The 12,704-nt window shown below is 46.3% G+C and carries 8 protein-coding genes; all 8 read left to right on the top strand.

Features of this window, described 5'->3' with window-relative positions; translation table 11 throughout:
* Positions 1-120: 120 nt before the first annotated feature.
* The 8 genes from tkt to D8790_RS07560 all read left to right on the top strand — a co-directional run bounded on the left by tkt (position 121) and on the right by D8790_RS07560 (position 12,688).
* The gene (tkt, locus tag D8790_RS07595) at positions 121-2,097 is read left to right on the top strand and encodes a transketolase (protein ID WP_125388175.1); all 1,977 of its coding nucleotides are present in this window, start codon (positions 121-123) and stop codon (positions 2,095-2,097) included.
* A gap of 119 nt (positions 2,098-2,216) precedes the next feature.
* Complete coding sequence (gene yajC, locus D8790_RS07590) at positions 2,217-2,552, top strand: preprotein translocase subunit YajC (RefSeq protein WP_005591861.1); 336 nt, start codon at positions 2,217-2,219, stop codon at positions 2,550-2,552.
* Between the two features lie 215 nt (positions 2,553-2,767).
* Positions 2,768-3,517: an undecaprenyl pyrophosphate synthase gene (gene uppS / locus D8790_RS07585; protein WP_125388174.1), complete on the top strand. Its 750-nt coding sequence runs from the start codon at positions 2,768-2,770 to the stop codon at positions 3,515-3,517.
* 15 nt (positions 3,518-3,532) lie between these two features.
* Complete coding sequence (locus tag D8790_RS07580) at positions 3,533-4,336, top strand: phosphatidate cytidylyltransferase (protein WP_125388173.1); 804 nt, start codon at positions 3,533-3,535, stop codon at positions 4,334-4,336.
* A gap of 70 nt (positions 4,337-4,406) precedes the next feature.
* The gene (gene rseP / locus D8790_RS07575) at positions 4,407-5,663 is read left to right on the top strand and encodes an RIP metalloprotease RseP (protein ID WP_125388172.1); all 1,257 of its coding nucleotides are present in this window, start codon (positions 4,407-4,409) and stop codon (positions 5,661-5,663) included.
* Between the two features lie 45 nt (positions 5,664-5,708).
* Positions 5,709-7,559, top strand: coding sequence for a proline--tRNA ligase (locus D8790_RS07570; protein ID WP_125388171.1), 1,851 nt, complete (start codon positions 5,709-5,711; stop codon positions 7,557-7,559).
* Positions 7,560-7,798: 239 nt separating this feature from the next.
* Positions 7,799-8,182, top strand: a complete 384-nt coding sequence (locus D8790_RS07565; protein ID WP_185760303.1) for a PH domain-containing protein — start codon at positions 7,799-7,801, stop codon at positions 8,180-8,182.
* Positions 8,183-8,299: 117 nt separating this feature from the next.
* On the top strand, positions 8,300-12,688 hold the full coding sequence (locus D8790_RS07560) for a PolC-type DNA polymerase III (RefSeq protein ID WP_125388170.1): 4,389 nt from the start codon (positions 8,300-8,302) through the stop codon (positions 12,686-12,688).
* The last annotated feature ends 16 nt before the right edge of the window (positions 12,689-12,704 follow it).

The raw sequence follows: 12,704 nt of genomic DNA, 5'->3' as shown, positions 1-12,704 counted from the left end.
GAATGACCTTTCCATTATTGCAGGAAAGGCAAAAATTTCATATAATGGAAATAAGAAAAATGAGCGTAGGAATGTCTGCTGGTTGTAGCAGCCCGCTAAATTTTTTATAAGGAGAATTCAATGTCACAATTATCTGTTAATGCCATTCGCTTTTTAGGAATTGACGCGATTGAAAAGTCTAAGTCAGGCCACCCTGGTGTCGTGATGGGCGCTGCGCCGATGGCTTACGACCTATTTACCAAACAACTGCGAGTCAATCCAGAAGAGCCAAATTGGATTAACCGCGATCGCTTTGTTCTATCTGCAGGACACGGCTCTATGCTGCTTTATGCCTTGCTCCATCTGTCTGGTTTTAAAGATGTCAGCATGGAAGAAATCAAAAACTTCCGCCAATGGGGTTCTAAGACACCAGGTCACCCAGAGTTTGGTCATACAGCTGGAGTTGATGCGACGACTGGACCATTGGGACAAGGGATTTCTACAGCGACTGGTTTTGCTCAGGCAGAGCGTTTCTTGGCTGCCAAGTACAACCGTAAAGGCTATCCGATTTTCGACCATTACACTTATGTAATCTGTGGTGATGGCGATTTGATGGAGGGAGTTTCAGCTGAGGCGGCTTCTTACGCTGGCCTGCAAAAGCTGGACAAGTTGGTTGTTCTCTACGATTCAAATGATATCAACTTGGATGGGGAAACTAAGGATTCCTTTACAGAAGATGTTCGTGCCCGCTATGAAGCTTACGGATGGCACACTGCTTTGGTAGAAGACGGAACAGACCTAGCAGCGATTGACGCAGCTATCAATGAAGCGAAGGCTTCTGGCAAGCCATCTTTGATTGAAGTTAAGACAGTTATCGGTTACGGTTCTCCAAACAAGCAAGGAACCAATGCAGTTCACGGTGCGCCTTTAGGAGCAGAAGAAGCGGAAGCCACTCGTCAAGCCTTGGGATGGGACTATGCGCCATTTGAGATTCCTGAGGAAGTCTATGCTGACTACCGTACAAATGTAGCAGAGCGTGGTGCAGCGGCTTACGATGCTTGGAAACAGCTAGTAGAGGACTACAAGCAAGCCCATCCAGAATTGGCAGCAGAAGTAACAGCTATCATTGCTGGTCAGGATCCAGTAGAAATCAAACCAGAAGATTTCCCAGTGCTTGAAAATGGCTTCTCTCAAGCGACCCGTAATTCTAGTCAGGATGCCCTCAATGCAGCAGCTAAGGTGCTTCCGACTTTCCTCGGCGGTTCTGCTGACTTGGCTCACTCCAATATGACCTACATCAAAGAAGATGGCCTGCAGGATGATGCCCATCGTCTCAACCGCAATATCCAATTTGGTGTGCGCGAGTTTGCCATGGGAACTATTCTCAACGGTATGGCGCTTCATGGTGGTCTTCGTGTTTACGGTGGTACCTTCTTCGTCTTCTCAGACTATGTCAAGGCAGCTGTTCGTTTGTCTGCTTTGCAAGGCTTGCCAGTGACCTATGTCTTCACGCACGACTCTATTGCAGTTGGTGAAGACGGCCCGACACATGAGCCGATTGAGCATTTGGCTGGTCTGCGTGCTATTCCAAACCTGACTGTTCTTCGCCCAGCAGATGCGCGTGAAACTCAGGCAGCTTGGTACTTGGCTCTTAAGAGTCAATCCACTCCGACTGCTCTGGTCTTGACCCGTCAGAATCTGACAGTCGAAGAAGGAACAGACTTTGACAAGGTAGCTAAAGGAGCTTATGTGGTTTACGAAACAGGAGCAGATTTCGATACCATCTTGTTGGCTTCTGGTTCTGAGGTTAATTTGGCTGTTGCAGCTGCTAAAGCACTGGCAGCAGAAGGCACTAAAATCCGCGTGGTCAGCGTACCATCAACAGAGCTTTTTGATGCTCAAGATGCGGCCTACAAAGAAGAAATTCTGCCAAATGCAGTTCGTCGTCGCGTAGCGATCGAGATGGCAGCTAGCCAGCCTTGGTACAAGTATGTCGGTCTGGACGGTGCAGTTATTGGAATCGACCAGTTCGGTGCCTCTGCTCCAGCAGGTAAGGTTCTGGAAGAATACGGCTTTACAGTTGAGCACGTAGCAGAGGTTGTTAAAAATCTGAAATAAAAAGACATAAAATCAGGGTGTTGCTCATCCTGATTTTTTTGGAAATTATTTTCCTGCCTTGTCAAACGGGGCAAAATCTGCTATAGTAATTAGTAGATGAATTCCAAAGGAGAAGAGAAATGAATCCAACAATGATGATTATTTTTTTCGTTGTACTAGTAGGAATGATGTATTTCCAAGTACGGACACAGAAAAAGCAAGCTGAAAAACGGATGGAGAGCCTTAATAAACTGCAAAAAGGCTATGAAGTCATTACTATTGGTGGTCTTTACGGAACTGTTGACGAAGTTGATTCAGAGCGTAAGACGGTTGTCTTGGACGTAGACGGTGTTTTCTTAACATTTGAATTAGCAGCCATTAAGACTGTTTTGCCATTGACAGAAGGTATCCCAGCTGCTGCGGGAGTTGAAGGCGATATCGCTGTGTCTGATGAAGATACTGCAATTGAAGAATAGGATACAGGACAGCCGAGAGGCTGTTTTTTATTTTAAGGACATTTTGTAAGCTCATCTTTTACAATATTATAGTTGCACAACACTAGCGAAACCTATCTGCATACACTACCAACTATTTATCATCAGCTCTGATAGACGAAAAATCAGCTCTCCTGCCCACATTTAAAGGATTTATGATATAATGAAATGATAAAACTTTAAATAGGATAAAAAATATGTTTAGTTTTAAGAAAAAAGAAAAGCTCGATGAGGCCTTGCTTGTTCCCAAGCATATAGGCATTATCATGGATGGCAATGGTCGTTGGGCTAAAAAACGTATGCAGCCGCGCGTCTTTGGTCATAAGGCAGGTATGGAAGCTTTGCAAGAAGTGACGATTGCAGCCAAGGAGATGGGAGTGCAGGTCTTGACAGTCTATGCCTTTTCAACGGAAAACTGGACGCGACCAGAAAAAGAAGTATCCTTCATTATGAATTTGCCGGTTGAGTTTTATGATCGCTATGTGCCAGAATTGCACAGAAACAATGTAAAAATTCAAATGATTGGCGATACGAAGCGACTTCCTAAAGCTACTTTTGAGGCCTTGGAGAAGGCTGAAGATCTAACTCGCTTGAATACGGGGTTGATTTTGAATTTCGCCCTAAACTATGGCGGACGAGCTGAAATCAATCAAGCGGTTAAGAAGCTTGCCCAAGATGTTTTAGATGCGAAAGTTCAGCCAGCGGATATTACAGAGGAAATGCTTGGAGATTACCTCTATACCAGTAGTTTGCCTGCAAGTTTACGGGATCCTGACTTGGTCATTCGTACGAGTGGCGAGCTGCGCCTTAGTAATTTCCTGCCTTGGCAGACAGCATATAGTGAGTTGTATTTTACAGATATTCTTTGGCCGGATTTCGATGAGAAGGCTTTGAAAGATGCGGTTGTAGAATATAATCGTCGCAATCGACGCTTCGGCGGTGTATAAAGGAGGGAGAAAAAGATGAGTTTTGATTTACAAAGACGTCTTCTTTTTGGAGGAATTGCTCTAGTTATTTTTATTCCTTTAGTGAAGATGGGAGGGCTTCCCTTCCAGATCAGCGTTGGCCTTCTAGCCATGCTGGCAGTGCATGAATTGCTTAAGATGAAAGGGCTTCCGACAGCGACTTTAGAGGGTGGCTTGGCTATGCTGGCAGCTTTTGTCTTAACCCTGCCACTTGAGAACTACCTGAAATTTTTACCTGTGGACGGCAATGTGATGGCTTATGGCTTGGTCGTTTTCGTCTTGCTAGGAGCGACTGTTTTAGGTTCCTCTTATAGTTTTGAAGATGCGGCTTATCCGATTGCTTCTAGTTTTTATGTTGGTCTAGGTTTTAATGCTTTGATCGATGCTCGTTTGGTGAATGTGGACAAGGTTTTGCTGGCCCTCTTTATCGTCTGGGCCACAGACAGTGGAGCCTATCTGGTCGGTACTCGCTACGGGTGGAGAAAATTATTGCCAAAGGTGTCGCCAAATAAAACCATTGAAGGCAGTATTGGAGGAATTCTGTCAGCGGTGCTGGTTTCGGCGATTTTTATGTTTATTCGTCCGCAAGTTGCCACTCCATATAGCTTTGTGACCATGCTGCTCTTGACAGTTGTCTTTAGTATTGCTGGCCAATTCGGTGACTTGGTAGAGAGCGCCATTAAGCGTCACTTTGGTGTCAAAGACTCAGGGAAATTTATTCCTGGACACGGCGGTGTTTTGGATCGCTTTGATAGCTTGCTTTTTGTCTTTCCACTGATGCACCTCTTTGGCCTGTTCTAAGGAGTTTGGTGGCCAAGCAGCCGAAAGCCTTCTTGGCTTAATGAACAATCTTAAGAGAAAGATTACACTTATGCAGATTATTACATTTATTATTATTTTTGGGATCATCGTGGTGGTTCATGAGTTTGGACATTTCTACTTTGCCAAAAAATCAGGCATTCTAGTTCGTGAGTTTGCCATTGGGATGGGCCCGAAAATCTTTGCTCATATTGGCAAGGACGGAACAGCCTATACGATTCGGATTTTGCCGCTAGGTGGCTATGTCCGCATGGCTGGCTGGGGCGAGGATTCGACAGAAATCAAAACAGGTACGCCAGCAAGTCTGACCTTAAATGAAGATGGGAAAGTCGTCCGTATCAATCTGTCTGGCAAGAAAATTGATCAGACGGCTCTACCTATGAATGTGACCAGTTTTGATTTTGAAGAAAAGCTGGAGATTACAGGGCTGGTCTTAGATGAAAGCAAGATTTATTCTGTCGATCACGATGCGACTATTGTTGAGGAAGACGGGACGGAAGTTCGGATTGCTCCGCTGGATGTTCAGTATCAAAATGCGACTATCTGGGGACGCCTTATCACCAATTTTGCAGGTCCCATGAATAATTTCATTTTGAGCATTCTAGTTTTCATGCTCTTGGCCTTTCTGCAAGGCGGTGTCCAAGATGAAAATAGCAATCATTTTCAGGTGCTGGAAGGTAGCGCCGTTGCCAAGGCAGGGGTGAAAAGCAATGACCAGATTCTGAAAGTCAACAATTATGAGATTGCAAACTGGGATGACCTGACCAAAGCCGTATCAGAAGCGACGAAAGATAAAGCAGATGCACCAAAATTGACCATCACTTATAAGAGCGAGGGTCAGACTCACAAGGTAGATATTGAACCTAAAAAAGAGGGGGATCGCTATCTATTGGGCGTTTCGCCTGCTATCAAGACTGGTTTTTTGGACAAAGTGATCGGAGGCTTTACCGCTACTTGGACGACCACTGGTCGGATTTTGACAGCCTTGAAAGATTTGATTTTTAACTTTAATTTAAATAAATTAGGCGGTCCAGTTGCTATTTATAATGTCAGCAGTCAGGCGGCTCAGCAAGGTCTGCCGGCTATTCTGAGTCTTTTAGCTATGCTGTCTCTTAATATCGGGATCTTTAATCTAATTCCGATTCCTGCCTTGGACGGTGGAAAAATTGTTCTCAATATCCTTGAGGCTATCCGTCGCAAACCCTTGAAACGGGAAACAGAAAGCTATGTTACCCTCGCAGGGGTAGCTGTCATGGTTGTCCTTATGATCGCTGTGACTTGGAATGATATTATGAAATTGTTCTTCTAACATTTTAAAAGATTGAAAAATATTCTATGAAGGAGTTTTGTTTTTATGAAACAAAGTAAAATGCTAATCCCAACGCTGCGCGAAATGCCAAGCGATGCTCAGGTTATCAGCCATGCCCTTATGTTGCGGGCTGGCTATGTTCGCCAAGTTTCTGCGGGAGTTTACTCTTATCTGCCACTGGCTAACCGTGTTATTGAAAAAGCTAAAAAAATCATGCGGGAAGAGTTTGATAAGATTGGTGCGGTTGAAATGCTGGCGCCTGCCCTGCTTAGTGCAGATCTCTGGCGTGAGTCAGGTCGTTACGAGACCTACGGTGAAGACCTCTACAAGCTAAAAAATCGTGAAAAATCAGACTTTATCCTAGGTCCGACACACGAAGAGACCTTCACTTCCATTGTCCGTGACTCTGTTAAATCATACAAGCAATTGCCGCTCAATCTCTATCAAATCCAACCTAAGTACCGCGATGAAAAGCGCCCACGTAATGGACTTCTTCGTACCCGTGAGTTTATCATGAAAGACGGTTATAGTTTCCATGCTAACTATGATAGTTTGGATGTGACTTATGATGAGTACAAATCTGCTTATGAGAAAATCTTCACTCGCAGCGAACTAGATTTCAAAGCCATTATCGGTGACGGTGGCGCTATGGGTGGTAAGGATAGTCAGGAATTTATGGCGATCACGCCTGCTCGTACAGAGCTTGACCGTTGGGTTGTTTTGGACAAGTCAGTTGCCTCCTTTGATGAAATTCCTGCAGAAGTGCAAGAAGAAATAAAGGCAGAATTGCTTAAATGGATGGTCTCTGGAGAAGATACGATTGCTTACTCTAGCGAGTCTAGCTATGCGGCCAACCTAGAAATGGCAACCAATGCTTATAAACCAAACAAAAAAGTAGTGACTGAAGCAGAGTTGGTGCGTGTGGAAACACCAGGTGTTAAATCAATCGATGAGGTAGCAGCTTTCCTACAAATTGATACAGAAGAAACAATTAAGACCTTGGTTTACATGGCTGATGACAAGCCTGTCGTAGCCCTCCTTGTTGGCAATGACCAACTCAACGAAGTTAAGCTGAAAAACCACTTGGGTGCAGATTTCTTTGAAGTTGCTAGTGAAGAGGATGTTCGTCAGCTTTTGGGCGCAGGCTTTGGTTCGCTAGGCCCAGTCAATCTGCCAGAAGATGTGACCATTATCGCGGACCGTAGAGTCCAAGACCTTTCTAACGCTGTAGCAGGAGCCAATGAAGATGGCTACCACCTGACTGGTGTTAATCCAGGCCGTGATTTTAGCCCTGAATATGTCGATATCCGCGAAGTTCGTGAAGGAGAAGTGTCTCCGGACGGTCAAGGTATCCTCAAGTTTGCTCGTGGGATTGAGATTGGGCACATCTTCAAGCTGGGAACTCGCTACTCTGACAGCATGAATGCCAATGTCTTGGATGAAAATGGACGAGCAGTACCGATGATTATGGGCTGCTACGGTATCGGTGTCAGCCGTCTCCTCTCTGCTGTTATGGAGCAGCACGCTCGTCTCTTTGTCAATAAAACTCCTAAGGGTGAATTCCGCTATGCTTGGGGTATTAACTTCCCTAAAGAACTGGCACCATTTGACGTGCACTTGATTCCGGTCAATGTCAAGGACGAGGAAGCTCTTACTCTCACTGATCAAATCGAGGCTAACTTGCTAAGTGCTGGTTATGAGGTCTTGGTGGATGATCGCAATGAGCGCGCGGGTGTCAAGTTCAGCGACAGCGATTTGATTGGTCTCCCAATCCGTGTGACAGTTGGTAAGAAAGCCGCAGAAGGCATTGTCGAAGTCAAGATTAAGGCTACGGGCGATACCATTGAAGTCCATGCTGATAATCTGCTAGAAACTCTGTCTATTTTGACAAAATAAAACAAGAGTTTAGGACAAAAGTCCTAGCCTCTCAATTGTCTTTGGATTGTCGAGCAAGACGCAGTGGTTGAGTGGGCTCTACTACGCTGATTTCATCAGCTTTTACAGCCCTACTCAACTGTGCGGAGGTGGGACGACGAAATCGAATTCTAACGAATTTCAGATTTCTGTCCCACTCTCTTTCTTTTGCTTATTGGCCTTGAAAATGCTAAGGTAGGGAAAATAGATTGGAGGAATGAATGATGGGACTATTCAGCGGTTTATTGGGCAATGCTTCCCAGAAAGATATTGAAAAAACAGAAAGAGAATTGGAGAACATTCTGACGCCAGCAGAAAATGTGGAGTTGGCTTTCAGCCTGATTCGCGACTTGATTGTCTTTACAGATAAGCGGTTGATTTTGGTGGATAAACAGGGAGTGACAGGCAAGAAAACAGCTTATAAGTCTTATCCTTATCGCTCCATTTCTCGCTTTTCAGTGGAAACAGCCGGCCATTTCGATTTAGATGCCGAGCTGAAAATCTGGGTTTCCAGTGCTGAGGAACCAGCCGAAACCCTAACTTTCCGAAGTGATAAAAGTGTTATTGCCATCCAAAAAGCGCTGGCAGAAGCGGTGCTAAGATAAAACTCTTGGTTTTCTTGTAATATGAACAAAGAGCGGACAAGCTTGTCTGGCTCTTTTTCTATCGAAAAAAGTGCTGATTTATGGTAAAATAGGGTCACTACTGTACGAGGAAATGTCATGTCAAACAAGTTTGAAATTTTAATGCATCAGCTGGATATGCCACTGGAAATGAGAAATTCAGAGGCCTTTTTGAATGCTGAAATTGAGAAGGTTCTGGTCCACAAGGTCAGTCGGGTCTGGGAGTTTCATTTCTCTTTTTCAGATATATTGCCCATTGAGATTTTTCGGGAATTGCAGAAGCGCTTAGCTCAAGAGTTTTCTAAGACGGGCAATCAGGCCATTTTTGAAATTCACTGTCAGGATCCTCAGGTATCGGATGACCTCTTGCAGGCTTATTACCAGCTAGCCTTTGAGGAGGGGCCATGTGCCAGCCATGGCTTTAAGAGCCTGTATCAGGATTTGCAGGTTCATTTGGATGGGGGCAAGCTGCTGATTGAGGGGGCTTCGACCATTGATACGGAGCATTTTCGCAAGAATCACCTGCCCAATCTCAGCCGGCAACTGGTCAAGTACGGCTTTCCTCATCTGACCTGTCAGGTGCAGCACAGTGATGAGCTGACCCAGCAGCAAGCGGAGAATTTCCAGGCGGAGAATAACAAGATTGTTCAGGCGGCTAATGAAGAAGCGCTCAAAGCCATGGAATCCCTGCAACATATGGCACCACCGCCAGAGGAAAAGCCGACTTATGATTTCCAAGCTCGAAAGGCTGCGGCTAAACCAAATCTGGACAAGGCAGAGATTACTCCTATGGTCGAAGTTCAGACTGAGGAAAACCGTCTGGTCTTTGAGGGAATGGTATTTGATTTAGAGCAGAAAGTTACTCGGACTGGCCGGGTCTTGCTCAACTTCAAAATGACAGACTACACTTCCAGCTTTTCCTTGCAGAAATGGATGAAAAACGAAGAAGAAGTCAAGAAGTTTGACATGATTAAGAAAGGCGCCTGGCTGCGGGTGCGGGGAAATGTGGAGATGAACAATTTCACCCGCGACCTGACGATGAATGTGCAGGATGTGCAGGCCGTTACTCACTATGAGCGCAAGGATCTGATGCCTGAGGGGCAGAAGCGGGTTGAATTTCACGCTCATACCAATATGTCTACTATGGACGCTCTGCCTGAAGTCGAGGAAATCGTTGCAACGGCCGCCAAGTGGGGCCACAAGGCTGTCGCTATTACCGACCATGGCAATGTGCAGAGCTTTCCCCATGGCTATAAAGCTGCCAAGAAAGCTGGTATTCAGCTGATTTACGGTATGGAGGCCAATATTGTAGAAGACCGGGTGCCCATCGTCTACAATGAAGTGGACATGGCGCTGAGCGATGCGACTTATGTAGTTTTTGACGTGGAGACGACGGGACTTTCGGCGGTATACAATGACTTGATTCAGGTTGCTGCCAGCAAGATGCACAAGGGCAATATCATCGCTGAGTTTGATGAGTTTATCAATCCTGGGCATCCTCTTTCGGCCTTTACGACGGATCTAACCGGGATTACGGATGAGCATGTTCGCAATGCCAAACCGCTAGAGCAAGTTCTGAAAGAGTTTCAGGAATTTTGCCAGGATAGTGTCCTCGTTGCCCATAATGCTACCTTTGACGTGGGCTTTATGAATGTCAATTATGAGCGTCATAATTTGCCGAAAATTACCCAGCCAGTTATTGACACGCTGGAATTTGCCCGCAATCTCTATCCAGAATACAAGCGTCATGGTCTGGGGCCTTTGACCAAGCGTTTCCAGATTGCTCTGGAGCACCACCATATGGCCAACTATGACGCGGAAGCAACGGGCCGTCTCCTCTTTATCTTTATCAAGGATGTAGCTGAAAAGCATGGTGTGACTAATCTCAAGGATTTGAATACGGATCTGGTCGATGAGAATTCTTACAAGAAGGCTCGGGTCAAGCATGCGACTATTTATGTTAAAAATCAGACGGGGCTCAAGAATATTTTCAAACTAGTCAGTCTGTCCAATACCAAGTATTTCGAAGGCGTCCCGCGGATTCCACGGACCGTGCTGGATGCTCATCGTGAAGGCCTGATTCTGGGCTCAGCCTGCTCAGAAGGCGAAGTCTATGATGCTGTTGTCTCTCAGGGGGTGGATGCGGCTGTCGAAGTAGCCAAGTATTATGACTTTATCGAGGTCATGCCGCCGGCTATCTATGAGCCGCTGATTGCCAAGGAGCAGATCAAGGATCAGGAAGAACTGCAGACCATTATTCGCAATCTGATTGAGGTCGGCGATCGCTTGGGCAAGCCTGTCCTTGCGACGGGAAATGTCCACTATATCGAGCCGGAAGAAGAAATCTATCGGGAGATTATCGTCCGAAGTCTCGGTCAGGGAGCCATGATTAACCGGACTATTGGTCACGGTGAAAATGCCCAGCCGGCTCCGCTTCCTAAGGCTCACTTCCGGACCACCAATGAGATGCTAGACGAATTTGCCTTTCTAGGGGAGGATTTGGCTAAGAAGCTAGTTATCACCAATCCGAATCAGCTGGCGGAGACCTTTGAGCCGGTAGAGGTGGTCAAGGGCGACCTCTATACGCCTTTCATTGACAAGGCTGAGGAGACAGTTGCCGAGCTGACCTATCAAAAAGCCTTTGAGATTTATGGCAATCCACTGCCAGATATTGTAGACCTGCGGATCGAAAAAGAATTGACTTCTATCTTGGGGAATGGTTTTGCCGTGATTTATCTGGCTTCGCAGATGCTGGTGCAACGCTCCAATGAACGGGGCTATCTGGTAGGTTCACGGGGGTCTGTCGGGTCTAGCTTTGTCGCGACCATGATTGGGATCACCGAGGTCAATCCTTTGTCGCCCCACTATGTCTGTGGTAAATGCCAATACAGCGAGTTTATCACGGACGGCTCCTATGGTTCTGGCTTTGATATGCCGGACAAGGACTGTCCAGAGTGCGGTCACAAGCTGAGCAAGAACGGTCAGGATATTCCATTTGAGACCTTCCTTGGATTTGACGGGGACAAGGTACCCGATATTGACTTGAACTTCTCCGGAGAGGATCAGCCGAGCGCCCATTTGGACGTGCGGGATATCTTTGGTTCAGAATACGCCTTTCGGGCTGGTACTGTTGGTACCGTTGCGGCTAAGACGGCCTATGGATTTGTCAAGGGCTACGAGCGCGACTACGGGAAGTTCTACCGAGACGCCGAAGTTGAACGTCTGGCGCAGGGAGCTGCTGGAGTCAAGCGGACGACTGGACAACACCCGGGTGGGATCGTTGTTATTCCTAACTACATGGATGTTTATGACTTTACACCGGTCCAATATCCAGCTGACGATGTGACGGCCGAGTGGCAGACTACCCACTTTAACTTCCACGATATCGATGAAAATGTCCTCAAGCTAGACGTTCTGGGACACGATGATCCAACCATGATTCGGAAGCTTCAGGACTTGTCTGGCATTGATCCTAATGATATTCCTATGGATGATGCAGGCGTCATGGCCCTCTTTTCTGGAACAGAAATTCTGGGTGTGACTCAGGAGCAAATCGGCACGCCGACTGGTATGCTGGGGATTCCGGAGTTTGGGACCAATTTTGTACGGGGCATGGTTGATGAGACCCATCCGACGACATTTGCGGAGCTCTTACAGCTATCTGGTCTCTCTCATGGTACGGACGTATGGCTGGGGAATGCTCAGGACTTAATCAAGCAAGGGATTGCTGACCTGTCCACCGTTATCGGCTGTCGGGACGACATCATGGTTTACCTCATGCATAAGGGCTTGGATCCTAAGATAGCCTTTACGATCATGGAGCGCGTGCGGAAGGGTCTTTGGCTGAAGATCTCTGAAGAAGAGCGCAATGGCTACATCGCAGCCATGAAGGAAAACAATGTGCCAGAGTGGTACATTGAGTCCTGTGGAAAGATCAAGTACATGTTCCCTAAAGCCCATGCGGCAGCCTACGTTATGATGGCCCTGCGGGTGGCCTACTTCAAGGTGTATCATCCGATTTATTACTATTGTGCTTATTTCTCCATCCGGGCTAAGGCCTTTGATATCAAGACTATGAGTGGTGGCCTTGATGCCGTCAAACGCCGGATGAGCGAAATCGCTGAAAAGCGCAAGAACAACGAAGCTTCCAATGTAGAAATTGACCTTTATACGACTCTGGAAATCGTCAATGAAATGCTGGAGCGGGGCTTCAAATTCGGCAAGCTAGATCTCTACAAGAGCCACGCGACCGAGTTTCTCATCGAAGGAGATACCCTTATCCCGCCTTTCTCTACCATGGACGGTCTGGGTGATAACGTTGCCCGCCAATTAGTTAGAGCGCGGGAAGAAGGTGAATTCCTTTCTAAGACAGAGCTCCGCAAACGTGGCGGCCTCTCTAGCACCCTAGTTGAAAAAATGGATGATATGGGCATTCTGGGCAATATGCCAGAGGATAACCAGTTGAGTTTGTTTGATGAGTTTTTCTAAAATATAGAAAGAGTTT

Origin of the sequence: Streptococcus cristatus (assembly GCF_003943535.1) — a bacterium.
Lineage (GTDB): Bacteria > Bacillota > Bacilli > Lactobacillales > Streptococcaceae > Streptococcus > Streptococcus cristatus_L.
This window is presented reverse-complemented; position numbering and strand designations above follow the sequence as displayed.

What these genes read in the sequence shown, in the direction of transcription:
- tkt (WP_125388175.1), top strand. Translation starts at nt 121, where the DNA reads ATGTCACAATTATCTGTTAATGCCATTCGCTTTTTAGGAATTGACGCG.
- yajC (WP_005591861.1), top strand. Translation starts at nt 2,217, where the DNA reads ATGAATCCAACAATGATGATTATTTTTTTCGTTGTACTAGTAGGAATG.
- uppS (WP_125388174.1), top strand. Translation starts at nt 2,768, where the DNA reads ATGTTTAGTTTTAAGAAAAAAGAAAAGCTCGATGAGGCCTTGCTTGTT.
- D8790_RS07580 (WP_125388173.1), top strand. Translation starts at nt 3,533, where the DNA reads ATGAGTTTTGATTTACAAAGACGTCTTCTTTTTGGAGGAATTGCTCTA.
- rseP (WP_125388172.1), top strand. Translation starts at nt 4,407, where the DNA reads ATGCAGATTATTACATTTATTATTATTTTTGGGATCATCGTGGTGGTT.
- D8790_RS07570 (WP_125388171.1), top strand. Translation starts at nt 5,709, where the DNA reads ATGAAACAAAGTAAAATGCTAATCCCAACGCTGCGCGAAATGCCAAGC.
- D8790_RS07565 (WP_185760303.1), top strand. Translation starts at nt 7,799, where the DNA reads ATGATGGGACTATTCAGCGGTTTATTGGGCAATGCTTCCCAGAAAGAT.
- D8790_RS07560 (WP_125388170.1), top strand. Translation starts at nt 8,300, where the DNA reads ATGTCAAACAAGTTTGAAATTTTAATGCATCAGCTGGATATGCCACTG.